Annotated in this window: 31 protein-coding genes; 23 read left to right on the top strand and 8 right to left on the bottom strand. The window is 63.1% G+C overall.

Features of this window, described 5'->3' with window-relative positions:
* Positions 1-5: 5 nt before the first annotated feature.
* From O3301_RS00250 to O3301_RS00220, 7 genes are read left to right on the top strand one after another with little or no spacing between them, the layout of a single operon-like run.
* Positions 6-473: a flagellar basal body-associated FliL family protein gene (locus tag O3301_RS00250; RefSeq protein ID WP_251349230.1), complete on the top strand. Its 468-nt coding sequence runs from the start codon at positions 6-8 to the stop codon at positions 471-473.
* Positions 474-506: 33 nt separating this feature from the next.
* Positions 507-1,250: a FliA/WhiG family RNA polymerase sigma factor gene (locus tag O3301_RS00245; protein WP_077403148.1), complete on the top strand. Its 744-nt coding sequence runs from the start codon at positions 507-509 to the stop codon at positions 1,248-1,250.
* Between the two features lie 56 nt (positions 1,251-1,306).
* Positions 1,307-2,221 (top strand): flagellar motor stator protein MotA, encoded by a 915-nt coding sequence (gene motA / locus O3301_RS00240; RefSeq protein WP_034757817.1) that lies wholly within the window; start codon positions 1,307-1,309, stop codon positions 2,219-2,221.
* On the top strand, positions 2,148-3,209 hold the full coding sequence (locus tag O3301_RS00235; RefSeq protein WP_099664387.1) for a flagellar motor protein MotB: 1,062 nt from the start codon (positions 2,148-2,150) through the stop codon (positions 3,207-3,209). The genes motA and O3301_RS00235 overlap by 74 nt, the downstream gene beginning before the upstream one ends.
* A 16-nt stretch (positions 3,210-3,225) precedes the next feature.
* Positions 3,226-3,516: a flagellar biosynthesis anti-sigma factor FlgM gene (gene flgM / locus O3301_RS00230; protein ID WP_034757812.1), complete on the top strand. Its 291-nt coding sequence runs from the start codon at positions 3,226-3,228 to the stop codon at positions 3,514-3,516.
* Entirely contained in the window at positions 3,513-3,953 is a 441-nt protein-coding gene (gene flgN / locus O3301_RS00225) for a flagellar export chaperone FlgN (protein WP_305055150.1), read from the top strand. Before flgM ends, flgN begins: the two co-directional genes overlap by 4 nt.
* A complete protein-coding gene (locus O3301_RS00220; protein ID WP_305055149.1) occupies positions 3,940-4,692 on the top strand; it encodes a glycoside hydrolase family 73 protein in 753 nt (250 codons plus the stop codon). Before flgN ends, O3301_RS00220 begins: the two co-directional genes overlap by 14 nt.
* A 5-nt stretch (positions 4,693-4,697) precedes the next feature.
* Here the strand turns inward: O3301_RS00220 and flgA are convergent, their stop codons facing one another.
* Complete coding sequence (gene flgA, locus O3301_RS00215) at positions 4,698-5,345, bottom strand: flagellar basal body P-ring formation chaperone FlgA (protein WP_289915612.1); 648 nt, start codon at positions 5,343-5,345, stop codon at positions 4,698-4,700.
* A 254-nt stretch (positions 5,346-5,599) separates the two neighbouring features.
* Here flgA and flgB point away from each other — a divergent pair, with 254 nt between their 5' ends.
* The 12 genes from flgB to O3301_RS00155 all read left to right on the top strand — a co-directional run bounded on the left by flgB (position 5,600) and on the right by O3301_RS00155 (position 15,456).
* A complete protein-coding gene (gene flgB / locus O3301_RS00210; RefSeq protein WP_034758109.1) occupies positions 5,600-5,962 on the top strand; it encodes a flagellar basal body rod protein FlgB in 363 nt (120 codons plus the stop codon).
* Positions 5,963-5,970: 8 nt separating this feature from the next.
* Positions 5,971-6,387, top strand: a complete 417-nt coding sequence (flgC, locus tag O3301_RS00205; RefSeq protein WP_034757795.1) for a flagellar basal body rod protein FlgC — start codon at positions 5,971-5,973, stop codon at positions 6,385-6,387.
* Between the two features lie 3 nt (positions 6,388-6,390).
* Positions 6,391-7,044: a flagellar hook capping FlgD N-terminal domain-containing protein gene (locus O3301_RS00200; RefSeq protein ID WP_099664390.1), complete on the top strand. Its 654-nt coding sequence runs from the start codon at positions 6,391-6,393 to the stop codon at positions 7,042-7,044.
* 58 nt (positions 7,045-7,102) lie between these two features.
* Complete coding sequence (locus tag O3301_RS00195; RefSeq protein ID WP_251349174.1) at positions 7,103-8,281, top strand: flagellar hook protein FlgE; 1,179 nt, start codon at positions 7,103-7,105, stop codon at positions 8,279-8,281.
* 26 nt (positions 8,282-8,307) lie between these two features.
* Entirely contained in the window at positions 8,308-9,036 is a 729-nt protein-coding gene (locus O3301_RS00190) for a flagellar basal body rod protein FlgF (RefSeq protein ID WP_099664392.1), read from the top strand.
* A gap of 32 nt (positions 9,037-9,068) precedes the next feature.
* Positions 9,069-9,857, top strand: a complete 789-nt coding sequence (gene flgG / locus O3301_RS00185; RefSeq protein WP_171985002.1) for a flagellar basal-body rod protein FlgG — start codon at positions 9,069-9,071, stop codon at positions 9,855-9,857.
* 11 nt (positions 9,858-9,868) lie between these two features.
* Positions 9,869-10,531 (top strand): flagellar basal body L-ring protein FlgH, encoded by a 663-nt coding sequence (flgH, locus tag O3301_RS00180; RefSeq protein WP_180278556.1) that lies wholly within the window; start codon positions 9,869-9,871, stop codon positions 10,529-10,531.
* Positions 10,532-10,540: 9 nt separating this feature from the next.
* Positions 10,541-11,653 carry a flagellar basal body P-ring protein FlgI gene (locus O3301_RS00175; protein ID WP_070219890.1) on the top strand — a complete coding sequence of 371 codons (1,113 nt, stop codon included), beginning with the start codon at positions 10,541-10,543 and terminating at the stop codon, positions 11,651-11,653.
* Positions 11,650-12,042, top strand: coding sequence for a flagellar biosynthesis protein FlgJ (locus tag O3301_RS00170; RefSeq protein WP_369812162.1), 393 nt, complete (start codon positions 11,650-11,652; stop codon positions 12,040-12,042). Before O3301_RS00175 ends, O3301_RS00170 begins: the two co-directional genes overlap by 4 nt.
* An 81-nt stretch (positions 12,043-12,123) precedes the next feature.
* On the top strand, positions 12,124-13,485 hold the full coding sequence (gene flgK / locus O3301_RS00165; RefSeq protein WP_305055148.1) for a flagellar hook-associated protein FlgK: 1,362 nt from the start codon (positions 12,124-12,126) through the stop codon (positions 13,483-13,485).
* A 10-nt stretch (positions 13,486-13,495) separates the two neighbouring features.
* The gene (flgL, locus tag O3301_RS00160) at positions 13,496-14,407 is read left to right on the top strand and encodes a flagellar hook-associated protein FlgL (RefSeq protein ID WP_077403114.1); all 912 of its coding nucleotides are present in this window, start codon (positions 13,496-13,498) and stop codon (positions 14,405-14,407) included.
* Positions 14,408-14,412: 5 nt separating this feature from the next.
* Complete coding sequence (locus O3301_RS00155; RefSeq protein ID WP_305055147.1) at positions 14,413-15,456, top strand: hypothetical protein; 1,044 nt, start codon at positions 14,413-14,415, stop codon at positions 15,454-15,456.
* On the opposite strand, the gene O3301_RS00150 is transcribed toward O3301_RS00155, so the two are convergent.
* The 3 genes from O3301_RS00150 to O3301_RS00140 all read right to left on the bottom strand — a co-directional run bounded on the left by O3301_RS00150 (position 15,453) and on the right by O3301_RS00140 (position 19,196).
* Positions 15,453-17,618, bottom strand: a complete 2,166-nt coding sequence (locus O3301_RS00150; protein ID WP_305055146.1) for a bifunctional diguanylate cyclase/phosphodiesterase — start codon at positions 17,616-17,618, stop codon at positions 15,453-15,455. The genes O3301_RS00155 and O3301_RS00150 overlap by 4 nt on opposite strands.
* Before the next feature lie 118 nt (positions 17,619-17,736).
* The gene (locus O3301_RS00145; RefSeq protein ID WP_251349177.1) at positions 17,737-18,582 is read right to left on the bottom strand and encodes a DUF5672 family protein; all 846 of its coding nucleotides are present in this window, start codon (positions 18,580-18,582) and stop codon (positions 17,737-17,739) included.
* Positions 18,583-18,740: 158 nt separating this feature from the next.
* The gene (locus O3301_RS00140; RefSeq protein ID WP_305055145.1) at positions 18,741-19,196 is read right to left on the bottom strand and encodes a hypothetical protein; all 456 of its coding nucleotides are present in this window, start codon (positions 19,194-19,196) and stop codon (positions 18,741-18,743) included.
* A gap of 182 nt (positions 19,197-19,378) precedes the next feature.
* Here O3301_RS00140 and O3301_RS00135 point away from each other — a divergent pair, with 182 nt between their 5' ends.
* Complete coding sequence (locus O3301_RS00135; RefSeq protein WP_099664399.1) at positions 19,379-19,846, top strand: PACE efflux transporter; 468 nt, start codon at positions 19,379-19,381, stop codon at positions 19,844-19,846.
* Here O3301_RS00135 and O3301_RS00130 read toward each other — a convergent pair.
* Positions 19,822-20,703: a LysR family transcriptional regulator gene (locus O3301_RS00130; RefSeq protein WP_099664400.1), complete on the bottom strand. Its 882-nt coding sequence runs from the start codon at positions 20,701-20,703 to the stop codon at positions 19,822-19,824. The two genes, O3301_RS00135 and O3301_RS00130, sit on opposite strands and share 25 nt — an antisense overlap.
* Positions 20,704-20,777: 74 nt before the next feature.
* Here O3301_RS00130 and O3301_RS00125 point away from each other — a divergent pair, with 74 nt between their 5' ends.
* Complete coding sequence (locus O3301_RS00125) at positions 20,778-20,981, top strand: DUF3460 family protein (protein WP_305055144.1); 204 nt, start codon at positions 20,778-20,780, stop codon at positions 20,979-20,981.
* A 25-nt stretch (positions 20,982-21,006) separates the two neighbouring features.
* Here the strand turns inward: O3301_RS00125 and O3301_RS00120 are convergent, their stop codons facing one another.
* Both O3301_RS00120 and O3301_RS00115 read right to left on the bottom strand, forming a co-directional pair.
* The gene (locus tag O3301_RS00120; RefSeq protein ID WP_369812161.1) at positions 21,007-21,756 is read right to left on the bottom strand and encodes a YcbK family protein; all 750 of its coding nucleotides are present in this window, start codon (positions 21,754-21,756) and stop codon (positions 21,007-21,009) included.
* 125 nt (positions 21,757-21,881) lie between these two features.
* Entirely contained in the window at positions 21,882-22,715 is an 834-nt protein-coding gene (locus O3301_RS00115) for an EAL domain-containing protein (protein ID WP_077403090.1), read from the bottom strand.
* Between the two features lie 234 nt (positions 22,716-22,949).
* Here O3301_RS00115 and O3301_RS00110 point away from each other — a divergent pair, with 234 nt between their 5' ends.
* Entirely contained in the window at positions 22,950-23,762 is an 813-nt protein-coding gene (locus O3301_RS00110; protein WP_305055143.1) for a class II glutamine amidotransferase, read from the top strand.
* Positions 23,763-23,828: 66 nt separating this feature from the next.
* Here O3301_RS00110 and O3301_RS00105 read toward each other — a convergent pair whose 3' ends face one another.
* Complete coding sequence (locus O3301_RS00105) at positions 23,829-24,359, bottom strand: GNAT family N-acetyltransferase (protein ID WP_099402317.1); 531 nt, start codon at positions 24,357-24,359, stop codon at positions 23,829-23,831.
* A gap of 301 nt (positions 24,360-24,660) precedes the next feature.
* Here O3301_RS00105 and O3301_RS00100 point away from each other — a divergent pair, with 301 nt between their 5' ends.
* Positions 24,661-25,716: a sulfate ABC transporter substrate-binding protein gene (locus tag O3301_RS00100; protein ID WP_099664405.1), complete on the top strand. Its 1,056-nt coding sequence runs from the start codon at positions 24,661-24,663 to the stop codon at positions 25,714-25,716.
* Positions 25,717-25,724 lie beyond the last annotated feature (8 nt).

Here is a 25,724-nt window from a genome sequence, read left to right as displayed (position 1 = left end):
TGAATATGAAAATGAAACTGATAGGCGGCTTTGTCGCCGTGGCCGTGCTGGCCGCCGGCGCCGCTGGCGGCGCCATGTGGTACCTGGCCAAGCCGGTTGCCGGCCATGCCGAGGTGGCCGAAGCCAAGACCCCGCCGCCGGCCACGGGCAAGAAGGCGCGCAAGTTCCTCACGCTGGACAAGGTCATCGTGATGCTGCGGCGCGGCCCCGGCGAAGGCGAAACGCATTACCTGTCGGCCGACCTGGTGATCGCCACCACCGAGGAAAAGGAAAAGCTGACCAAGGACCACTTGCCGCTGATGCGTTCGATCGCCGTCAGCACCCTGTCGAGTTTCCCGATGGACAAGGCACAGACGATGACGGTGGAGCAATTTGCCGAACAGATCAACAAGGCCTTCAATGTCAGCTATGAACGCGAACAGATGGAAAAACCGTTCACCGAAGTCATGGTCGGCAAGCTGATCATTGAATAAGCCAACACGCCAGCCGACCTAGTGGGAGATCCCTTGGCCTATGTAGAGCAATACCAGGAAGCGTATGGCGCCGGCGAATATGCCGCCGCCAGCGCTTGCGCGGCAGTGCTCAGTGTTGCCGAAGAACAACAACATCTGGTGGCGTACTCCCCTTTGGTGAAACGCATCGTGCGCCAGCTCAATTCGCAGGTGTCGGGCGCCATCGACCGCGACGACATGGAACAGATCGGCCTGATGGGCTTGCTCGAAGCCTTGCGCCGCTACGGCGTGCCGGACCAGTCGTTCGGCAGCTATGCCAGCCTGCGCATCCGCGGCGCCATCCTCGATGAATTGCGGCGCCAGGACTGGCGTCCGCGCGCCGTGCGCCAGGAAAGCCACCGCCTGCGCGACAGCGTGCGCGCCCTGACCCGGCGCCTGGGGCGCGAGCCGCTGGAAGCGGAAATCATGGCTGCCCTGAAGCTGACGCCGGAAGCCTTCCAGGAGTACCAGCTGGCGGAAAACGCCGAGCTGATCGCCAGTTTTGATGAAGTGCTGCAGGAAAGCCTGGGACAAGCCGACAGCGCACCGAGCCCGGAAGAGCAATTGATGGTGCGGCGCAGCCTGGAACAGGCGCTGCGCACGCTGGACGAACGGGAACAGCGCGTGATCCAGATGTATTACGAATTCGAACTGAGCTATAAAGAAATTGCCGCCGTGCTAGACCTGAGCGACGCCCGCGTCTGCCAGTTGAACAAGACGGCGCTGGGCAAGATGAAAACCATGCTGCAAGACGCATAAGTTTCAGCACTATCCATCAAATTGACGCAGCACAATGACGCAGAAAGGCAGTTGACATGGTAATTATCGGTATCTTAATCGTGATGGGGTGTGTATTCGGAGGCTTCGCCCTGATGGGCGGCACCGTCCACGCGATCTGGCAACCGGTCGAGTTGATCATCATCATCGGCGCCGCCGTCGGCGCCCTGGTGCTGGGCAACCCCAAGCATGTACTCGGTGAAATGCTGCACCAGATGCGCAAGATCGTCACGCACAAGAAACAAGGCTCGGAATTCCAGCGCCAGTTGCTGCTGCTGATGTATGAACTGCTGCAAACGGCCGCCGGCGGCCTGAAGGCGCTCGACGCCCACGTCGAGGCGCCGCGCGAAAGCGCCCTGTTCCAGCGCTATCCGCTGGTGCTGGAAGAGCCGAAGCTGCTCGCCTTCATCGTCGACAACTTCCGTTTGATGGCGATGGGCAAGATCAACGCGCATGAGCTGGAAGGCGTGCTGGAGCAGGAACTGGAAGCCATTCACGACGAATTGCTGCAACCGTCGAAATCCTTGCACAAGATCGCCGAAGCCATGCCCGGTTTCGGTATCCTGGCCGCCGTTCTGGGCATCGTGATGGCCATGAATTCCGTGGCCGACGGCGCCGATGCGGCGGAAATCTCGGAAAAGGTGGGCGCCGCCATGGTCGGTACCTTCATCGGCATCTTCTTCTGCTACGGCGTGCTCGATCCGATGTGCAACATGATGAAACAGTTGGTGGGCGAGGAAGGCTCGACCATGGAATGCGTGAAGGTCGTGCTGGTCACGCACGTGGCGGGCAAACCGCCCCTGCTGGCCATCGATGCGGGCCGCCGCCTGGTGCAGCTGAACATCAAGCCTAGCTTCGCCCAGCTGGAAAGCTGGATCAATGCGCTGGAAGATGGCGGCGCCGAACAAGAGCAAGGCCAAGGCCGGGGAGGCCGCCGTGCTAAAGCCGCATGAAAAACATGAACAGGCCATCATCAAGCGTGCCGGCCGCAAGCACGACGACGATGGCCATGGCGGCGCCTGGAAAGTAGCGTTCGCCGACTTTTGCCTGGCCCTGCTGTCGCTCTTCCTCGTGCTGTGGCTGATGGCCGCGCGCGAGCAGCAGGCGATGAAGGAAATCATGATGGATGCGTCGGCAGGCAGCCGCCAGGGCGAAGGCCAGGGCGTCATGCCGGAACAGAAAGGCGGCCCGCGCGGCAGCCTGATCGAGCGCTTCCCCATGCCCCGCAAGGGCACGGGCGACACGCGCACGGAAGGCAAGCAGATGCAGGACGGCAAGGCTGGCGCCGCGCCGCAAAACCAGACCAAGGTCAGCTACCAGTCGCCGGAAGACCTGCTGAGCCTGTCGCGCGCGCTCGATAAGCTCAGCGATGAAGCGGGATTGAAGAGCAATTTGCAATCCGTGATCACGCCGTACGGCTTGCGCGTCATGCTGCACGACACGGACAAGCAAGGCATGTTCGTGCGCGGCAGCGCCGTGCCGACCGACCGTTTCCGCAAGCTGCTGCGCCAGATGGGCCCCGTGTTTGCGCAAATGGATAACCAGATGCTGATCGTCGGCCACACCGACTCGATGCAATACGCCAATACCGGCTATGAAGGCTTTTCGAACTGGACCCTGTCGGCCAACCGCGCCATGTCGGCGCGCGCGCAATTGTTGATCGGCAGCATGAGTCCGGACAGCGTGCTGCAAGTGGTCGGCATGGCCGACCGCGCGCCGCTGGACGTAAAAAACGCCAGCGCCGGCATCAACCGCCGCATCGAACTGTTAATATTGACGCGTGGCCAGGCTGACAGCATCGCCGCCATGTTCGGCATGGCCGGACAAAAGCCGCAGGGCGAAGAATTGCAAGTGGGCGAACCGGACTCGGGCACCTTGCAGCGCCTGCGCGAGAAACTGGGCTTGCCCGCAAAGAAGGAGCGGGATGAGCATGCAAATTAAGGGCAAGGGACAACGTATGAAAATCTCCTCCGGCAATACCGGTGCTGCCGTACGCAGCAGCGCCGTCGCGCCGGCCGAGGCGATCGCCGAGAACGCGGGCGCCGCCGGCGCCATGGGCGGCTCGTCGGCCGGGGCGGAACTGCAATCGGCCGTGCTGCAACCGGCCATGGCCGCCCTGCGCGCCATGCCTGAAATCGACCATGAGCGCGTGGCCATGCTGCGCGATGCGCTGGCCAAGGGCGAATTGCCGTTCGATCCGTCGAAACTGGCAGGCTTGATCCAGCGTTTCCACGGCGGCGAATCGTGACCGCGCCGCGCAAGGGCATCACGCGCCAGGAAGCCGTGCGCCGCGTACTGCAAGGCATGAAAGACGACAGCATCGGCTATGCCGCCCTGCAAACCGTGCTGGAAGAGCAATTCCAGGCGACCTTGCACCATCAAAGCGCGCAATTGACGGCACTGGCCGACCAGGTGATCGCCGCCGTCGAGCCCCTCGATGCGCGCCGCCGCCAACGGGTCAGCCTCGTCACTGCCCTGCTGGGCCCGCAAGGCGATATGCCGCAATTGTTTGCGTTGTTGCAAGATGACGCGCGCACCACCGCCGAGCGCGACTGGGCTGCGCTCGAGCAGATGGTGCTCGAATGCAAGCGCCTGAATGCCCGCAACAGCGATTTATTAACAGAGCAGTACAGCATCATGCAGCGCGTGCTGCATGGCGAGGAAGATACGTATGCGCCAGGCTGATTTTTCACAGATGGGCGCCATGGCCGCCACGCCGTCGACGATGGCGACGAATGCCGTGCAAAGCAATATGCACGCCACCCCTGCCACGGCAGGCGCCGGCAGTTTCAGCAGCGTGTTCCGGCAAGTACAGGGCGAAGTGGCCCGCTTCATCGAACAGGGCGGCGGCAACGCCACCAGCCTGAACCCGCAAGGCCGCGCCTACCTGGATCAGAGCCAGCCCGTCAATGTGCTGGGCAGCATCAATCAGGGTGGCGAGATCGGCGAAACGCAGCAACAATTCCTCGCCTCGATCAAGCCATGGACGAAGGAAACGGGCGCGCGCCTGGGCGTGGCGCCGGAAATCGTCGCCGCCCACGCGGCGCTGGAATCGGGCTGGGGCCAGCGTCCGCTGCGCCAGGGCACGGGCGCGGACACGAATAATCTATTCGGCATCAAGGCCGGCGGCAAATGGCAAGGCGACGTGGCCAGCAATGTCACCACCGAATACGAGGCGGGCAGCGGCACGGCCCTGAAGAAAACGGAACGTTTCCGCAGTTATCCGGACCAGGCCAGCGCCTTCCGCGACTATGCGCAAGTATTGCTCGACAATCCCCGCTACCGCGCTGCCCTGAACACGGGTAGCGACGCGGGCGCTTTCGCGCAAGGCCTGGCGCGCGGCGGCTATGCCACCGACCCCAACTATGCCGCCAAGCTGACCCAGTTGGCGACGCGTTTGCAGCGCACGGCCGCCGCCGAGTAGTTTCCTTAACGGCCGGGAAGTTCGGCCGGTTCCACCACGCCCGCATCGACCACCCTGGCACGTATTACCGTGCCGCTGGTGGCGTTGCGCACGCGAATCACCTCGCCCAGCGCGCCCGGATCCAGCGCTTCGCCGGACATGCTCACCTCCACCTGCTCCTTGCGGGCCACGATATTCACCGCACTGCCCCGCTTGATCAACACGGGCGACGCCAGTTGCCCTTGCCGCAGCACTTCGCCGGCACGCAAGCTGCGCCGGCTCGACAGGCCAACGGCGCCGGGCAAGGAGGAAATACTGTCCGGCACCATCGTCACGTCGCGCCGCGCCAGGGTCACGTCGCCCGCCTGCAACGGCGTATTTGCCGTCACGGGGGCGCTCGTCACCGCGACCTGGGCCGTGATGCTGCCGCGCGCCAGCATTTCATAGCGCCAACCGTTGCTTCCAGGACACACTGCCACGAAGCGCATGCGCTGCGCCGAACGGCTGTCCGCCGTTTCCAGCGCGACGGGCGCCGCGCACGCCGGCACGGGGCGCGTGCTTTTTACCACGGCCACTTGAAACTGCGGTTCCAGCAGTCCCGCCGAGGTTGCTTGCTGCACCAATTGCTCGCGCGCCAATTGTTCCACACGCGAAAATATATTGTCGGCTGGCAATTCTGCGCATCCTGCACTACTATATAGGCTGGTCAGTAAAAAGAGGCCCGGAAGCAGTATGTGACGACATTGCGCCTTGTTCCACATCACGGAATAGTTCTCAAAGTAAATCATTGCTAACCTTAATCAAAGATACTGAAGCGGCATGACCTTACCATGCGTCAACATGACCAGGCTGGGATTTTACCTCTGCACCACCTATTTTCTGGCCCGAACCGCAAAAAGCACGATCGAATTCAACACAAAGGATGACCATGGGGATTAATTTCAAGGATGCGCTGGGCGTGCACGCCGATGCACTCGCGCTGCGTGCCGACCGTACACGCGTACTGGCCGCCAACATCGCCAATGAAAACACGCCCGGCTTCCAGGCCATGGACATGGATTTCGGCAGCGCCCTGCAGCAGTTGCAGGACAACGAGGCGGGCCTGCTGTCGACCGATGACGATGCCAGCGCCCTGTACCGCGTCCCCTACCACCCTAGCCGCGACGGCAACACCGTCGAAATCGGCGTCGAGCAGGCGGCGTTCTCGCAGAATGCCACCGACTTCCAGACCAGCCTCACTTTCGTCAACATGAAACTGAAGGGTCTGTCCAAGGCCATTTCCGGACAATAAGGATCAGCATGAGCTTCCAGGACATTTCCAAGATCGCCGGTTCGGCGATGGCGGCGCAAACCGTGCGCCTCAATACCATCGCCAGCAACCTGGCCAATGCCGATTCCGTTGCCGGTTCCGAAGGCGAAACCTACCGCGCGCGCAAGCCCGTGTTTGCGGCCGTGATGGACGGCCCTGGCGCCAGCGGCGCCGGTGGAAGAGTACAGGTCCTCGACGTGGTGCAAAGCGATGAGCCGCTGCGCAAGGTCTATGAACCGGGCCACCCGATGGCCAATGCCGATGGCATGGTGTTCTATCCCAACGTCAATCAGGTTGCCGAGATGACCGACATGATGTCGGCGTCGCGCGCGTTTGAAACAAATGTCGAAGTTCTGGGCCGCATCAAGTCGATGCAGCAATCGCTCCTCAAATTAGGTGAAGCATAATCCATGGAAACCAACCTCTTTACAAATAACACCAGCGGCAGCAATAGCAACAGCAATGCCGTCAAGTCGCAAAGCAATGCCACCCAGGATATGTTCACCAAGTTGCTGGTCGCGCAGATCAAGAACCAGGATCCCCTCGCGCCGACCGATCCGAGCCAGTTCGTCAATCAATTGACGCAGCAGGCGCAGACGGAAGCGATGCAAAACCTGTCGGCGCTGACCAGCGCCAATGCCAGCGTGCTGCAATCGATGCAAGTGCTGGCCCTGGGCGCGCAAGTGGGCTCGGAAGTCATGGTCAACACCGAAACGGTCCAGCTCGACAAGAGCAAGGTCAGCGGCACCATCGCGCTGGCCGCCAGCACCACCAAGACCACCGTGACCCTGAAAGGGCTGGACGACAAGGAATACAAGATCGAACTGGGCGCCAAGGCGCCCGGCACGGTGCCGTTCACCATCGATCCCGTGGCCTTGGGCTTGCCTGCCGGCACCTACAGCATGACGGTCAGTACCAGCGGCGCTGAAAAACCAACGGTCGACATTGCAGGCAAGCTCAACAGCGTGCGCCTGTCGTCCAGCGGCAGCATGATTTTGAGCGTGTCGAACCTGGGCGAAGTCAACCCTGGCGCGATCACCGGCTTTAACGGCAAGACGGCCTGATCCGCTCGCCCCTTCGTTTCCTGCACACTAATCTCGTCCTTCACTAAAGGAAGTCAACATGAGTTTCGACATCGCCCTGTCCGGTATCCAGTCCATCAACCAACAGTTGAACAGCACCAGTAACAATATCGCCAATGCCGGCACCTACGGTTTCAAGAGCAGCCGCGCCAACTTTTCGGCCATGTACGCCGGTTCGCGCGCCACGGGCACGGAAGTGGGCTCGATCACGCAAAGCATGTCGCTCAATGGCGGCGTGCTGAACACGGGCCGCGCGCTCGACGCGGCCATCGATGGCCGCGGCTACTTCGTCACGCGCGATGCGCAAAACACCATGACCTACAGCCGCGTCGGCATCTTTTCGGCCAGCAATGAAGGCAAGCTGATCGATTCGAACGGCCGCCTGGTGCAAGGTTATGCCGCCGTCAAGGGCAGCACCACCCTGGGCACCATGGGCGACATGAACATTCCGACGGGCCAGATTCCCGCCGTGGCGTCGACCAAGCTGGCGTATGCCGCCAACATGTCGTCCGAATGGACCATCAAGACCCCGGCTTTCGACAAGACCAATGAATTGAGCTACAACAGCGCCAAGTCCTCGATCGTCTACGATTCGCTGGGCGCCAAGCACTCGGTGGGCCAGTACTTCGTCAAGACGGCAACGGGCGTGGACGTGCACTACACCCTCGACAACGCCGATCTGGGGACGGTGACGAGCATGACCTTCAATACCTCCGGCAAGCTGAACCTGACCGCGCCGGTCAACCTGGCGCTGGGCACGCCGGCAGGCGCCGCGCCGCTGTCGATCGCCATCGACTACACGGGCACCACCCAGTTCGCCGGCGAAGCGACCACCTCGACCGACCGTGCCGACGGCTATGCCTCGGGCACCTACACGGGCGTGGAACTGGCCGATGACGGCTCCGTCGTGGCGAAATACACGAACGGCCAGAAGCAAAGCATCGGCGTGATCGCCCTGGCCACCTTCCCCGACGAAGGCGCATTGACGGCCGTCAACGATACCAGCTGGGTCGCCTCGACCACGTCCGGTACCGCCATGTATGACCGTCCGGGCGTCGGCATGGCCGGCAAACTGACGACGAGCTCGCTGGAACAGTCGAACGTCGACATCACCTCCGAACTGGTGGGCCTGATGACGTCGCAGCGTAACTACCAGGCGAACTCGAAGGTCATCTCGACCGAGAACGCCATGCTGCAATCGCTGATGCAAGCGCTGTAATCCACGATACGCAAAGGTAAAGAGCAATGGATGCGCTGATTTATACCGCCATGAGCGGGGCCGACCGTGCCCTGCGGGCACAGCAGGTACACGCCAATAACCTGGCCAACATCGAGACGGGCGGCTTTCGCGCCAACCTGGAAGTGTCCACTGCCCAGCCGTTGCAAAACGGCTATGGCTACGACGACCGTCACATGACGCAGACGCAGTCGAGCGCCGTCGGCACGCGCACGGGCGCCATCAAGGAAACGGGACGCGAACTCGACGTGGCCGTCACGGGCCCCGGCTTTCTTGCGGTGCAGTGGCAAAACGGCGAAGCCTACACGCGCGCCGGCGCCATGGATCTCGATGAAACGGGCGCGCTGACCATCAATGGCCGGCCCGTGCTGGGCGAAGGCGGCCCGATCACGATTCCCGAGCACACCAGCCTGTCGATCGGCAGCGATGGCACGATTTCCATCCAGGTGCCGGGCACCGCGCAAATGCAGACGGTCGACAAGCTCAAGCTGGTCAACGCCGAAGCGGGCGAGCTGACCAAGAACGAGGCGGGCCTGATCGTGGCGCGCAGCGGCGAAGACTTGCAGGCCGATCCGGCGGTACGCATCCGCGACCGCCACCTGGAAGGCAGCAACGTCTCGGCCGTCGAGGAAATGGTCGCCACCATGAGCCTGAACCGCAGTTTCGAGATGCAGATGAAAGTATTCAAGGCCAGCGATTCCATGACGGAATCGGGCAACCGCCTGCTGGGCGCCTGAGCCCCACGCCAATCTATTACTAGGAGCAACACATGAATCCAGCAATGTGGATCAGCAAGACCGGCGTGCAGGCACAAGATGCCAAACTGCAAGCCATCGCGAATAACCTGGCCAACGTCAACACCGTCGGTTTCAAGCGCGACCGCGTCGTCTTCGAAGACCTGTTTTACCAGGTCGAGCAGCAGCCGGGCACGCAGCGCGCCGACAACACCCTCTCGCCTTCGGGCGTACAGCTGGGTAACGGCACGCACATGGTCGGCACGCAAAAGGTGTTTACCACCGGCAGCCTGCAAACGACGAGCCGCGAATTCGACGTCGCCATCACCGGCAACGGCTTCCTGCAGGTGCTGCGCCCGAACGGCGAAGCGGCCTACACGCGCGCCGGCCAGCTGGGCATCAATGAAAACGGCGTGATGGTCAACGCCCAGGGCCTGCCCCTGGTGCCGCAGATCACCGTGCCGAACAACGCCACGGCCATCACCATCGGCGAAAACGGCATGGTCACGGCCACCGTGCCGGGCAATGTCAACGGCACCCAGCTGGGCCAGCTGAACCTCTCCAGCTTCGTCAACCCGACGGGCCTCCTGGCACTCGGTGAAAACCTGTTCCAGGAAACGGCATCGAGCGGCACGCCGACGGAAGGCCGTCCCGGCGAAGGCGCCCTGGGCAAGCTGAAGCAGTTCGCGCTGGAAGGCTCGAACGTGCAGGTGGTCGAAGAGATGGTCGACATGATCGCTGCCCAGCGCACCTATGAAATGAACACCAAGGTGCTGTCGGCCGCCGACAATATGCTGCAATACCTGGCGCAAGCGGCACGCTGATGACAGTCGCCATGAAAGCCACGGCAGCCATGCTGCTGGTATTGATGGCCGGTTGCGCCAGCCAGCCGGCCGCGCCGGTGGCACCGAGCTTTTCCGACACGCCGCTACCCGTGGCGCCGCGCAGCGCTGCGCGCGGCGGCGTGGCCGGCGGCGTGTTCAATCCCGACGCAAGCCTGGACCTGATCTCGGACAGCCGCGCCTTCCGCGTCGGCGACGTCGTCACGGTGGCGCTGCAGGAAACCACGCAGGCCAGCAAGAAGGCGGGCACCTCGTTCAACAAGGGCTCGTCCGTCGGCGTGAAGGCGGCCAATATCCTCGGCAAGACCCTCCCCAAGACGGGCGTCGACCTGTCGGCCGACCGCAACTTCGCCGGCGACTCGACCAGCACGCAGCAAAATGCGCTGTCCGGCGCCATCACCGTGATCGTGCAGGAAGTCCTGCCGAACGGCTTGCTGCGCGTACAGGGCGAGAAAACCCTGACCCTGAACCAGGGCGAGGAATTCGTGCGCCTGCGCGGCTACCTGCGCGCGGCCGACATCGATTCCAGCAACCAGGTCTCGTCCTTGCGCATCGCCAATGCACAGATCGCCTATTCCGGCCAGGGCACCCTGGCCGAAGCCAATACACCAGGCTGGCTGACGCGTTTCTTCGTCGGCCCATGGATGCCGTTTTAAGGTGACCTCATGAAATTTCGTTCCGCCCTGCCCCTGGCAGCCATGCTGGCCGCGCTCTCCGGCTTTGCCCTGCCCGCCAGCGCCGCGCAAGTGCTGCGCAACCTGGTCAGTATCGAGGGCGTGCGCGACAACCCGCTGGTCGGCTACGGCCTCGTCGTGGGCCTGAACGGCAGCGGCGACACCACCCAGGTGAAGTTTTCCAGCCAGTCCGTGGTCAACATGCTCAAGCAGTTCGGCGTGAAGATGCCGGACGGCGCCGAAGCGAAAAGCAAGAACGTCGCCACCGTCATGGTCAGCGCCGTGTTTCCACCAGGATACCGCCGTGGCCAGGCCATCGACGTCACCGTCTCGTCCCTGGGCGATGCGAAAAGCTTGCGCGGCGGCACCCTGCTGCTGACGCAATTGCGCGCAGCCGACAATGAAACGTATGCGCTGGCGCAAGGCAACGTCGTCGTCGGCGGCCTGAACGCCACCGGCAAGAGCGGCTCGTCCGTCACCGTCAACACGCCCACCTCGGGCCGCATTCCCAACGGCGCCAACATCGAGCGCGAGATCCTCAGCGATTTCTCGACCAAGCCGACCGTCACCCTGAACTTGCGCCACCCGCATTTCGAGACGGCCATCAATATCGTCGAAGCCGTCAACCGCCGCTTTGGCGCCGTCGCCACCACGCGCGACGCCACCAGCGTGGAAGTGCTGGCGCCGGAAAACCCGACCCAGCGCGTGGCCTTCATGGCCAAGCTGGAAGCCTTGAGCGTCGACGTCGGCGTCGATACGCCGAAAGTGGTCTTCAATTCGCGCACGGGCACCGTCGTCATCGCCGAAGGCTTGCGCGTGAAGGCGGCCGCCGTCACGCACGGCTCGCTCAAGGTCGTCATTTCTGAAAGCTCGGCCGTCAGCCAGCCGGCGCCGTTCGGCCGCGGCCAGACCACCGTCACGCCGCAATCGAAGGTGTCCGTCGACCAGGGCAACGGCAATATGTTCAAATGGCCGGCCGGCGCCAAGCTGCAATCGATCATCGACGTGGTCAACAGCCTGGGCGCGTCGCCCGATGACATCATGGCAATTTTACAAGCCCTCGACCAGGCTGGCGCCATCGAAGGCGAACTGGTGGTCATATGATGAATATCAACGACAGCAGCAGCGCCCTGCCCTCGGCGCTCGACGACCGCTCCCCTGCGGCCGCCACGCCGGCCGACCCGCGCTATGCGGCCAAGGCCACCGAGGCGGCCGTCAAGTTCGAAGCGTTCTTCATCTCGCACATGCTGCGCCAGATGCGTTCGGGCACGCGCGAGATGGCGGGCGAAGACAGCGTCTTCAAGGACCCCATCAACAGCGACATGCTGGAAATGGCCGACAACCTGGTGGCCGACAAGATGGCCGGCCAGCGCGCCTTCGGCATCGCCGACGCCATCCTGCGCCAGCTGCTGCCGGCGGCCGGCGCCCCCGTGGCCGCCAAAAGCACTGTCAATACCGACAATATTGCGGCACCGCTTAATAAATCCGTCTGAAGCGTCGCCTGTACAAGGTAACAACGATTCAATGCTTGCCCACCCGCACGCGCCACACTCTTCACGAAAGAAACTTGCCCAATGAGCATCATCAGCAATGCATTGTCAGGCAGCATCGCCGCCCAGGCCGCACTCAATGCGGCCAGCCAGAACATCGCCAACCTGCAAACGGCGGGCTACACGCGCCAGGGTGTGTTGCTGTCATCGCTGGGCGCCACCGCCGGCGTACGCTCGGCCGGCAATGGCGTGGAAGTGTCCGCCTTGCTGCGCTTTGCCGATGCATATAAAAGCCAGCAAATGTGGCGCGCCGCGTCCGACCAGGGCGCCCGTTCGCAGACCCAGCCTTACCTGACCCAGCTCGAGCGCGTGATGGGCGACGATGCTTCCAGCATCAGCAACGGCATCGACGGCTTTTTCGCCGCCCTCAACGCCTCGGCCGTCGACCCGACGTCGACACCGCTGCGCCAGCAGATCATCACCTCCGCCGACTCCATGGCGCAGCGCTTCAACAGCATCAGCACCGTGATGGGCAACCAATTGCTGTCGTTGCAACAGCAACGCGCAGCGATCGTGCCGCAAGCCAATACCACCCTGGCCAATATCGCCGCGCTGAACCAGCGCATCAGCACGGCCACGGCCTCGGGCACGAACGTGTCCTCGCTGATGGATGCGCGCGACCAGCTGATCGACGGCCTGGCCTCGCAAATGGGCATCGACGTCCTCGACCAGCCGGACGGCTCGCGCAATATCGCGCTGAAGTCGGGCCAGCCGCTGGTCATCGGCAGCCTGGCCGGCACCTTGACCAGCAGCATGACGAACACGGGCGACCAAACCCTGACACTCGATTTCGCCAAGTCGTCGTACAACCTCGATCTGGTCGCCATCGGCGGCCAGATGGGTGGCCTGGGCGAATTCGAGAAAAATACCCTGAAACCGCTGCAGCAGTCGCTGCAAGACATGGCGACCCAGCTGACCAGCAAGGTCAACGCGCAACTGGCCCTGGGCAAGACCATGGCTGGCACGTCCGGCGGTCCCCTACTGGCCTACGCGAATGGCAAGCTGAGCATTACCCCCGGCTTCAACGCCAAGGACCTGGCCCTGTCGTTGACAGGCGCGGCCGGTGATAGCGGCAACTTGCAGAAATTGATCGATATCAAGAATCAACCGATCAACGTCAGCTGGGTGGGTCCGGTCCTGTTGAGCGATGCGGACACGCAGCTCGTCGGCAAGCTGGCCATCTACAGCCAGCAGAACCAGGCCCTGCTGAAGACTTCCAACACGGTGCGCGCGCAAGCCATCGACGACTGGAAGTCGACCAGCGGCGTGAACAAGGACGAGGAAGCGATGAACCTCGTCGAATTCCAGAATATGTACCAGGCAAACATGAAAGTCATTTCCGTGGCGAATACCTTGTTTGATGCCACTTTGCAAATGATGGGTTAAGGAGAAGATCATGCGTGTCGCCAGCAGCCAGTACCAATCACTGATTAATATTTCTCTTCAGCAAAATCAAGAGCGCATCAATTACCTGACCCAGCAGATGGCTTCGGGCTTGCGCATCCAGCTGCCATCGGACGATCCGATCGGCAACGTGCGCATTTCGCGCCTGACGCGCGAGCAAGCCATGGTCACGCAATACCAGGACAATATCGCCACGGTGAAAGTGCGCCTGCTGAAAAACGAAAACTATCTGACCAGCATGGTCACCGACATGGGCCAGGCGCGCGACCTGCTGGTGTGGGCCGCCGACGGCGGCAATGCGCCGGACGACCTGAATGCGATGACGCAATCGCTGATCGCCATGCGCGACAGCGTGCTGTACACGGCCAACCTAAAGGACCAGGAAGGCCGCTACATGTTTTCCGGCACGGATACCGACAAGCCGGCCATCGCGTTCAATCCCGCTGCGGCCCCCGGCCTGCGCTACACGTACAACGGCAACACCGCCACGCAGACCGTGGTGGTGGGCAATGGCGTGACGCAGGCGGCCAACGTCGACGTGGACAAGCTGGAAGTGTGGCTGAACAAGATCGACCAGGCCATCGATACGCTGGGCAAGCCTGGCGTCAGCCCGAACGACCCGGCTGTGCGCAGCGTGGTGGGTGCGGCGCTCGATGGCACCGATGACGGCATGGATTTACTCTCTGGCAAGATCGCCATCTTTGGCGGCGCGCAAAACATCCTGACCACGCTCTCCGGCAACCTGGCCAACGTCTCGTTGTCGAATGACATGGCCTTGTCCGACTTGAAGAAGACCGACATGGGCGCGGCCGCCATCGAGCTGAACGGCTACCAGACGGCCCTGCAGGCAACATACAAGGCGTACGCCAAGGTTGGCACCCTTTCCCTGTTTGATCTTCTCTGACCATCATGCAAATCGTTCAGACTTCCTCCTCGTCCGGCGTCAATGCCAAAGGCGCCGGCACAGCCCGCGTCGTCGATGACGCGTCCGCCGCGGTCAAAAGCGGCACCAGCGCACGCAGCGACGCGCCGGCGGCGAGGAGTTCGACGGCGAGCCTGCAGCGTGGCCTGAGCAACTGGGATCACCAGCTGCAGGGAGAAATTTCTAACGCGCAACAAACCCTCGACTACCTGGACCGCAGCAGCAGCCAGTTGCAAGCGCTGAAGAGCGAACTGGCGGCCAAGCTGGCCGCGCGCCAGGGCCGCGAAGGACAAGTCGAGGCCCGGGTACGCCAGTTCAGCAATACCTGGCGCCAGCGCGCCAGCGCCTCGGGCGGCACGCTCGACGCACAGCTCAGCTATACCAGCCCGCAGGCGGCGCAACAGAACTTCAGCATCCGCGGCCTGACCATGGCCAGCCTGCAGGAAGGCCCGCAGGAAGTGCTGGCCTTTTCCGTCGGCGGCGCGAACCAGGCCTTGCGCTCGGTCAACATCGAACCTGGCTTGAGCCAGAGCGAAATCGTTTCCCGCTTCGACCGCGCACTGATGCCGTCCGGCATCGGCGTCAAGCTGGGCGAGAACGGCGAACTGGTGTTCAGCACCTCGGAAGCGGCCTGGGCCAACGTGCGCGACAGCCTGTCCGTGCGCGGCAGCGGCATCCGCTACCCGACCGGCCAGATGAGCCGCGTGCGCACGGATGCGGAACCTGCCGCCATCGCCCCGGAAGAATGGAATACCGGCGACACGGAAGCCCTGCGCGCCACCTTGCAGCAAGTGGTGCAGGCGCTGGCGCAGTTGCAGGCGGCGCGCAGCTCCGTCAGCCTGGCCCTGGCGCAAGCCACGGGACGGGTGGCCCGCGCGCAACCGGTACAAGTGCACGTCAGCATGGATACCTTGGCGGAAAACTTCATGGAAAAAGCCCGCCAGCCCGGCTATGAATCGCTGCTGGCGATCAGCTCCGCGCTGGTCGGCATCAGCCGCGAACGCGTCGTCGCGCTGCTGGGCCTGGATTAAAAGCGCCGGCCCGCGGCCAGCATTGCACTGAGCTGCTCCACAGGCACCGCGCCTGAAAATACATAACCCTGCGCATAATCGCAACCGGCGGCCCGCAGCAACTCACGCTGCGCGGCCGTTTCCACCCCTTCCGCCACCACTTTCAGGCCCAGCCCCTGCGCCAGGCTGATGATGGCCGCGCAGACGGCCGGCGCCGCGCCTCCCGCCCCCAGTTCCCGTACCAGCGAAGGGTCGAGCTTGAGTACCTCGAGATCGCCCCGCTTCAGGCAAGCCAGCGAAGTGTTGCCGGCGCCAAAGTCGTCGAGCGCCAGCGCCAGGCCCATGGCGCGGAACTGGCGCAGACGGTCGGCCACCGGGCGCGTCTCGTCGAGCAGCACGGCTTCCGGTGCCTCGATGACAATGGCGCCCGGCGCCAGGCCCGCCCGCGCCAGCGCATTGCCCCAGTCCTGGTAGAGCGCGGCATCGCAGCGAAATTCCACGGCCGACTTGTTGATACATATCTGAAACACGGCGCCATGCGCCGTTTGCCACTGCCGCGCCTGGCTTACGACCTGGCGGAAGACCCACTCGCCGATATCGATGATCAGGCCGTTGGCCTCGGCGAAGGCGATGAAATCGGCGGGCAGCAGCAAGCCGCGCAGCGGATGGCGCCAGCGCAGCAGCGCCTCTGCCCGCTCGATGCTGCCATCGCACAGGCGGATGATGGGCTGGTAATGCACTTCGAACTGGTCCTGCGCCAGCGCCAGGCGCATCTCGCGCACCGTCGCACGGCGCAGGTCGGCCGCCTGCTGCAAGGCCGGCGTGAAGTAGCTGTAGCCGTTGCGCCCCGCGCTCTTGGCCGCATACATGGCCTGGTCGGCATGCCGCAGCAAGCTGTCCGTCGCCTCCGCGTCGGCCGGATACAGCGCCACGCCCACGCTGGCCGACACGTGCGCCGTGTCGCCGTCGAGCACGAAAGGCAGGGCCAGCGCCGTCGTCAATTCCTGCAGCACGCGCTCGATGCCGCCCAGCTGCCGCACGCCGGCCAGGATGACGGCGAACTCGTCACCGCCCAGGCGCGCGACCGTATCGCTGGCGCGCACCCGCTCGCAGATGCGCAGCGCCGCCTGACGCAGCAGCATGTCGCCCTTCTCCTGGCCCAGGCGGTCATTCACTAACTTGAAATAATCGAGGTCGATGAACAGCAAGGCCAGGCAACCGCCTTCGCGGCTGGCGTGGCGCACCTCGTGCTGCAAGCGGTCGAGCAACAGGTGGCGGTTCGGCAAGCCAGTCAAGGGGTCGAAATTGGCTTGCCGCCAGAGGCGCTCGGACGCCGTGCGCTGCACCGTGATATCGCCGACCAGCGCCAGCGCCCCCAGGTAGGTGCCGCCGGAGTCGAAGATGGGATTGGTGGCCAGGGTGGCCCACAAGGTGCTGCCGTCACGCCGCAGGAACTTGAATTCGTGGCGCTCGACGATGCCATCCTGGCGCCGCGCAATGTTACGCTCCAGGATGGCGCGTCCCTCGTCATCCATGAAGGCGGCCAGCGGCTGACCCAGCATATCCTCGATCTGGCAACCGAGCATCTGCGCCATCTTCGGATTGACAAAGCTGGTCAGCGCCTGCGCATCGATTTCCCAGATGCCCTCCTCGGCGCTGTGCACGATGCGCCGGAAACGCTCTTCGCTGCGTTCCAGCGCGGCCAGCTTGCCTTCGGCCTGCTCCAGCACCAGGCGCAGCGCCTGGCCGTTCGGATCGGCGCTGCCCAGCAGGCTGACGGGCAAGCCGGCCTCGCGCGCGCCGGGACGTCGCCGCACCTGCAGCTGGATGCGCTCGGGCTCGCTGCTATTGAGCACGCGCTGCACGAATTGCTCGAAATCGTGGCGGAACGCCTCGTGCACATACGAACGGAACAGCACGTGGCCAAGGCGCTCGCGCACCAGGCCGAACAATTCGGCCGCCACCAGGTTGACTTGCACGATCACGCCATCGAGACCGAGCACGAAATAGGCGACGGGCGCCAGCAGGTATAAATCGTTGAAATAGGCTTGCTCGCGCTCGGCCTTCACCCGTTCCGGGCTGAAGACGCCATCGTCAAGCAAGGGAGTGGCCGGCCACGGCACGGGGTCCTGGCCATGCAGGGAGGAATCAGGAGCTGAGACCGCATGCGGTGTATTGTCCATGGCTATCCTTTGCACCACCGCCCAGGCGATCAGGCGGATGCTGTCCCGAGACTAGCATGCGCAAGGCTCAGTGTCGAGCGATGCATGGCGGCAGCCGGTGCGGCAGCCGCCAGGACGGCTATGCGCGCGGCGACGCTGGGCGCGAGCGGGCGTGCGTGAGCGCGTGCATGCCTGTACGCAAGGCAAGCAGGCAGGCATCGCCGAATAGCGCCGCGCCGCCGTTGATGCGCCGGCGCAATATCCGTGCCGCCATCCGGTAGCGGCCGGAGCGGTACAGCTGCTTGATCAGCCCGCGCGCGGTTGGCGCATGCATTATGGCATCGTCGCACTTGCGCAGGTAATCGGTCAGTTCCGTGTCGTCCAGCACTTCGCCAAAGTTGAAAAAACCATGGAAACCGAACGTGGGACCGGCCGGCATGATGCCTTCGAAGGCAAAGCTGGAAGCCAGGCCCGCATCGGCGAAACGCACGCCGAACTCCTCGCGCAGCCGGTCGCCATGCAATTCGCAGATCGCATAATCCTCAGGATGGGGTTGCGTGATGGCCAGCTGCGGCAAGATGTCATACAGGCGCCGCGAACGCAGCGAGAAGCCGCCATTGCCGACGGCCACCGGGCGATGCGACCACGGTGCGCCGATATAATCGCAGTCGAGGAAAGCGCTCTGCCATTGACGCGCATCAACGATGAAACTGTCCCACTGCATGACGAGCGCATGCGTGCCGCTGAAATGGGCGCCCAGCTCATGCACCATGAATGCCGAATACGCTTCCACGCTCTCGATGGGGGCGATCAGCACCTGGCGTATATGCGGGGGCAAGTCATGCAGGCGGGAAGTGAACAGCAGGCATTCCTTGAAATCGGCGCCGGCAAGGCAGCGCTCGATGGCAAAGCTGGCCAGCTCGGGATAACGCGTTTCCACGCACACCAGGCTGATGTCGCGGAGGTCCAGCTTGTCTTTGTGCATTACAGGCTTTTCATCGAATGTAGGCGGAGGGCATGCCAGGCGCGGGCATGGCATATTTTGCAACGCCCGCATGATACAGCGCAAACGGGAGCGGGACAAGAGGCATGGAACATGGGGCATGGAGCATGGCCGCCCGGCCCCGGCGGCGCGCGAACGGCTCAGCGGCCCATGCCGCGCCGGCGCAAGCCGAAATCATGGCCCACCACCAGCAAGGTGCTGGCCACCAGGCTCGATAGCCCCACGATCAGCTGGATCAACTTATCGTCAGGCAAGATCCACAGCGCCCCATCCGGCGCCTCGCAACCCGTGGCTGCGCTGATCAGGGGAGAGACCCAGGCCGCGTCCGGCGTCACGTCGAGCACGACGGCGCCGTCGGCGCTCGTCTGCATATAGATATCGCCCCCTTCGGCCAGGGTATAGCAGATGCCCACGCCCGTTTCCGTGGCGCGGATATTGTCCTGCATGCTGCGGTTATGTTCTTCGATCCACACTTCCACGTCGTACGGCGTTTCCAGGTGCTCCCACGGACGGGGGCGGAAACGGGGACGTTCGTCCGCGCCGGCGGGGGTATCGGCGGGGGTATCGGGGATATTGCTGTCTGCTGCGCCTTGCATGCTCGTTGACCTTTTCTGCGGTGATGCGGCGGGACCGGTTGCCTGCCAGCCGCCATTATCCACCGTTCGCGCCACGCGCGGTATTCCCACAGCGAATCCATCAGAAAAACTGACAGCTATCGACTTCAAACATCAGAACACCTGACTTAAAATACGCGCCATCTCTTCTTTACAGGCTTTACATGCAAGGCATCAAACGCAAAATCGTCTACGTCACCGCCTTTGAAATCATCGGCATGGCCATTTCCACGGCCTGGCTGACCCTGCTTTCGGGCGAGTCGCCCACCAGCACGGGGCCGCTGGCGATCATGATCACCACCATCGCCGTGATCTGGAACCTGCTCTACAACACGGCCTTCGAATACTGGGAAATCCGGCAAGTGTCGCGCACGCGCACCGTCTGGCGCCGCATCCTGCACGCGATCGGCTTCCAGATCACCCTGGTCATCTACCTGATCCCGCTGATCGCCTGGTGGCTCGATATCAGCCTGTGGCAAGCGTTCGTGCTGGACTTCGCGCTGATGCTGATCATCCCGTGCTACAGCTTCATTTTCAATTACTTCTTCGACGGCCTGTTCGGCGTGCCCCTGTCGGCGCAGCAGCCGAAGGAAGAAGCCACTGACGTTCAGGCTGCTTCGCTGAGTAACTGAAGAAAGGACCGCGCCGCCATGCCCAGCGGCCGGTCCTTCATCCACACCAGGTGGATGGGCACGACCAGGCCATTGCCCGTATTCTTGAACGCCACGCAGCGCACCCGCCCCGCCGCCAGAGAATGCTGGATGGCCGAAGCGGCAAAGTTGCCCCACCCCAAGCCCGCTTCCACCATGGCCAGCGCCATCGGCAAGCTGTCCGTGCGCCAATAGGACAGCCCCACCACGGGGCGCGCATCGGCCAGGTCGAGTTCGCGGCTGGCGACGATGATCTGGCGCAAATTCACCAATTCCTCGATATACAGGGGCTGGCCCGCCGCGCTGGGCGGATGCTGGGTGGAAATAATCGCCAGCAAGGCATCGCTGCCCACCAGCTGGAACTGTTCTTCGTGATTGATGCGCCCGCCAGCGAAAGCCATGCAGGCGCTGATGCGGCCCCGGTGCAGCATGTCGAGCACATCGTCCTGCGGCGCCGTCAGCACTTCGATATCGAGCAGCGGATGGCGCTGCGACAGGGCGCGCACGGCGGCCAGGAAAGGCGTATGGTCAAGCTCGGCCGCGATGCCCAGCGAAATGCGGCTTTCCAGCCCCTGCGACAATTCCTGCACGTGCAGGTGCAACTGTTTCAACTGCTCGGCGATCAGGCGCGCGTGGGGAAGCAGGGCCAGCGCGGCCGGCGTGGGCACGGCTTCGCGCGCGCCCCGGTCGAACAGGGTGATGCCCAGTTCCGCCTCGATATTGGCCATCGCCATGCTGACGGCCGACGGCGCCCGCCGCAAGGCGCGCGCGGCGGCCGAGAACGAGCCGCCGTCGACGACGGCCAGGAACAGTTCGATGTTATGGCTGGAGAGTTTCATGGGAAGCTGGAAACGGGCGGCGCTTTTCCGCCGCTGGCGATAGAATGAAAGAAATGTCAACAGCAGGAGGAGCCATGACTCGTCCACTTCCCTACCGCCGCGGCGGCTATGTCTCGGAATTCACGCGCTTTATCGACGGCTATCTGCGCGAGCATCCCGAGGCGCAAACGAGCCAGCGCTTGGGCTGGCGCATTTACTGGGAACGCCCCGTGAATTTCGACGCATGGCGGCGCGCCGGCAACGACAGCGTGCCGGAACCGCCGTATCACTATGACTAGCGTGACTAGCGCTCAGTGCTAACGCTTAACCCTTCCAGGTGCGCTGCAGGCCCGTATCCGCATGGATCCAGCCGCCACGGGGGCCGGAGCGGTAATAGAAGCCCACGCCGCCCTGCTTGAAGCTGCGCACGAGCGAACCGAGCACTTCCGCGTTCAAATTCGCCACGCGGATGTCGGCGGCGCGGCCCGAGATGTGCAGCGACTGGCGCGCAGCCGGCACGCCCGCTTCGCGCAGGCGGCTGTTCGACTCGGCCGTGCGGTAGCCCGACAAGATTTCCAGCGGCTGCTCGATGCCGTAGCGGGCCACGAACGCCTGCGTGCCCCACAGGGTTTCCAGCAGTTTCGGGTCGATGGGCGCCGTCTTCTTGCCGTTCACGTCGCGCAGCAAGTGGCACAGTTCCTGGTAGGCGGAATCGATGACTTCGCCATCTTTCCAGTACAGCAGCCTGGCTTTTTCATTGCTGGCCGGGCGCACCACTTCCAGGGTGCGGGGCTTGAGCCAGAATTCCAGGTCCAGCGCCTGTGCGTCGAAGATGTCGGGAGGCGGTTCCATCTCGGTGATGGCCGCGCGCTGCTGCGAGGTGATCGAGCGGTCGATGCTGGCCAGTTGCGTCGGCTGGGGCGGCACGCCTGTGCGCGGCGCGCGCGGCTTGGCGCTGGCCGAAGCCGAGGCGGGAGCGGCCGTGCGCGAGGCGCAGCCGATGAGAGGGGTGGCAACCAGGCCCAACGCGGCCAGGCCCATACCATGGTGTAGAAAGTTTCTGCGCGATGCCATAGTCAGTCCAATATAACGATGGGAATACTATAGCGTATTGTGCTGCGAAGAAAAACCCTCATTTTCTATCGTCTCTGCCTGTTTCTCACGTATTTTCCGCTGAGCTGGCTTAAGCGGGAAACCGCTCACGCGGCGGCACTGGCGGCCGCGTCCTGCTTTGCCTGCGCCAGCGCCGTCAATGGCTTGTCGAGCAGATAACCCTGGGCCACGATGGGCAAGCCCGTGATGGCGGCGACGCGCTGCAGCGCAGCCAGCGCGGCCGGCGTGTCGAGGCGCTTGAAGACGACGCGGATTTTCGCCGCATGGCACAGGGTGACGAAGCTGGCGACGGCCTGCTCGTCGCTGAGGTTGCCCGCATCGAGCTTGAACGCATGCGGGTGCAGGCGCTCCAGCATGCCCGTGGCTTCATGCACGCTGGCCACGTTGATGGCCAGGCGGAAACCGTTGCGCCGGTAATTGTCGGCCACGTAGTTGAGCAGCCAACCCTGGTTTGGCGTGACCGTCGGCAATTGCAGCACGATGCGCTCGATGGGCAAGCCCAGCGCGTCGAGGATGCGCTGGAAGGCATGGCCGTGATTGCTGCTGACGGCGCTCAACAGGCGGTCATGCACGTTCAGGTACAGGTCGGCCTGCTCCGCTTCCGCCTGCCGGAAAAAATTAATGGCGTGCAACATGCGGCACAGCCGGTCCAGTTCCACGGATTCATCGTCGCTGGCCGCATGGTCGAGCAAACGCCACAGCGACAAGCCCTCGTCCGCCTTCGACACGCTGCGCGCCAGGCCCTCGAACGCCACCAGCTTGCCGCTTTCGAGTTCGCGCAGCGGCTGGAAGGCGCTGGTCATGGTGCAATTAAAAAAGCGCCCCAGCGCCCTGCCCTCCCCGTCGAGCCAGACGCTGGTGCCGGCCTGGGTTTGGTGCGACAGGCGGGCCAGGTAGTTTTTCAGGACGGGAAATGGCATACGTGCTCCTTCATCGGGCTGCGCCAGCTGCCCTCATGGGGAAGGCGGCGCCAAAGTGTGCAGAGTAAGGCAGCGCCAACCAAAGGAGAACGAATGGTTTCGCCATTTGATATGCGCCCAGCATATATGGCCGTAACAACGGACAGTGCATAACGATAGTCGGAAACATTCGTTCCGGCGGCCTGCCCCGGCCTTTACTGTGGGCGTGTACCGATACCATCAGGAAGGGCCGCCATGTGCCAGTTACTCGCAATGAACAGCAGCAAGCCCGCGGCGCTGGGATTTTCCTTTGCCGGCTTTGCCGAACGGGGCGGACGCACGGACGAGCATCGCGACGGCTGGGGCATCGCCTATCATTCCAGTAGCGGCTGCACCTTGCTGACGGATCACCTGGCGGCCATCGATTCGCCGCTGGCGGCCCGGGTGCAGCAGCATCCCGTGAAAGCGAAAAACATCGTCGCGCACATCCGCAAGGCCACGCAAGGCCGCATCGCGCCGGAAAACACGCACCCGTTCGCCCGCGACCTGTGGGGCAAGACCTGGTCTTTCGCCCACAATGGCGACTTGAAAACGTGGCGCGCGCCCGCCAATGCGCACTATCGCGCCAGCGGCGACACGGACAGCGAACAGGCGTTTTGCCACTTGCTGGCCCGCTTGCGCACGCAGTTTCCCCTGGGCGAACCCGCGCGCGCCCACTTGCGCGCCGCCATCAGCGAAGTGGCGCGCGAGATTGCCGCGCACGGCACCTTCAATTTCATCCTGTCGGACGGCGAACTGCTGTTTGCCCACTGTTCCACGCATTTGCACTACGTGATACGCGAATACCCGTTTTCCGTGGCGCAACTGATCGACTGCGAGCGCAGCATCGACTTTCGCCAGCATAATCACCTGGACGACCGCATCGCCGTCATCGCCACGCATCCATTGACGCAAAACGAGGATTGGCTGGCGTTCGCGCCCGGCGAACTGAAACTGTTTGCCGGCGGCACCTTGCTGCCGGCAAACGATAGCGCGCAACAAGGCGTGTATATCCAGATCAGTTACTGAAGGGAAATATTCAAAGGGAGGAAATGGCCCGCCGCCGGATGGGCGGGCTGAGGTGCAAGACCGGCGTCAGGCCGAATTGCAGTTGCAAAAGCGCTTGCGCTTGGGGTCGCCGCTGGCGATGCCTGCGGGGTCAATCTGTTTCCAGCAAAAAATCGTTTCCACGCCATACGGCGAGCGGACATTGCCCGCCTCGACATACCCCTGCTTGACGAAAAAGGCCTGGCTGCTGGCCGTGCTGTGCAGTTGCAAAGCCTTGATGCCCCACTCGCGCGCCTGCGCTTCCAGCTGCTCCACCAGCGCCTTGCCGGCGCCGCGGCCTTGCGCCTCGGGCAGCAGGTAGCACAGGGCCAGCTTGCCGGCGCGCGTCAGCAAGCCGACGCCGACGACGGCGCCCGCCTCGACTGCGACCAGCGAAAAATTGGTGGGCGACGCGAACCAGCACGCCACCATCTGCGGTGTTTTATTACCCAGCCAGGCTTCCAGGATGGCCGGATCGTCCCGATGATCGAGGCTGCAGCATTCGACGATGGAGCGTCGTAATACGTTGCACGCCTCGAAAGCGTCGGTCGATGTTGCAATACGAATTTCAAGACTCATGTACGCTCACAAAATATTCCAGTTGCCGATGCAGGCGGTTTTACCCCTGTATCGTGCGATTCGACTATACACCAAGCGGCGCTTTCGGGTTTTTTGCCGCACGCCACGGACCGGTTTTGCCTATGGCGCCATGCGTGCAGACTAAGTGCTGATGCGCATCTTGCCCACGAATGTTTCCAGAAATCGATATATGTTTTTTAGCGCAAACGGGAATCGAATCTAAGCATATTACGAAAAATTCGTTTCTTTTCCGGCCGGAATTTTAGACTATGTCTATCTATTCTCACAACAAGAGTTCAACATGACCCATTCCAACGCCGTATCGACTGCCGCAGCAACGCTCACCCAACGCTCGCGCCGCTGGTTCCTGGCCAGCGCCCTGGCCGCTTCCGCTGCCGCCATGAGCCTGCCGATGGCCGCCAGCGCCGCCGAACCGGTGGTCTTGCTGAACGCGTCCTACGACGTGATGCGCGAACTGTTCAAGGACGTGAATCCCGCATTTATTGCAGATTGGAAAGCCAAAACGGGCGAAACCATCACCATCAAGCAATCGCACGGCGGCTCCAGCAAACAGGCGCGCTCCGTCGCCGATGGCCTGGAAGCATCCGTCGTGACCATGAACCAGGCCAATGACATCGACATTCTCGTCGACCGCGGCCTGGTGGTGGCCGACTGGGCCAAGAAATTCCCGAACAATGCGGCGCCGTTCTACTCGACCATGGTGTACCTGGTGCGCAAAGGCAACCCGAAACACATCAAGGATTGGGACGACCTGGCCAAGCCCGGCATCAAGGTCATCGTGCCGAACCCGAAAACCTCGGGCAATGGTCGCTACACCTATTTGGCGGCGTGGGGCTATGCCGTGAAAAAAGGCGGCAGCGAAGCGCAGGCGCGCGAGCTCGTTACCAAGCTGTTCAAGAACGTGCCCGTGCTCGACGGCGGCGGCCGCGGCGCCACCACCACCTTCACGCAGCGCGAAATCGGCGACGTGCTGGTGACGTTTGAAAACGAAGTGCAGCTGGTGCGCGCCGAATTCGGCGACAACTTCGAAGTCGTGTATCCAAGCATCTCCATCCTGGCCGAGTCGCCGGTGGCCGTCGTCGACAAGGTCGTCGACCGCCGCGGCATCCGCAAGGAAGCCACGGCTTACCTGCAATACCTGTACTCGGAGCCAGGCCAGGAACTGGTCGCCAAGCACTATCTGCGCCCCCGTTCGGCGGCAGTGGCGAAGAAATACGCAGCCAGCTTCAAGCCGATCACCCTGTTCACCATCGATGACGTCTTTGGCGGCTGGAAACAAGCGCAAAAGAAACATTTTGACGATGGCGGCGAGTTCGACAAGATTTATCAGAAGTAAGCTTGCGC

The sequence above is a fragment of the Janthinobacterium sp. SUN211 genome, from assembly GCF_030587315.1.
Taxonomy (GTDB): domain Bacteria; phylum Pseudomonadota; class Gammaproteobacteria; order Burkholderiales; family Burkholderiaceae_D; genus Janthinobacterium; species Janthinobacterium kumbetense.
This window is presented reverse-complemented; position numbering and strand designations above follow the sequence as displayed.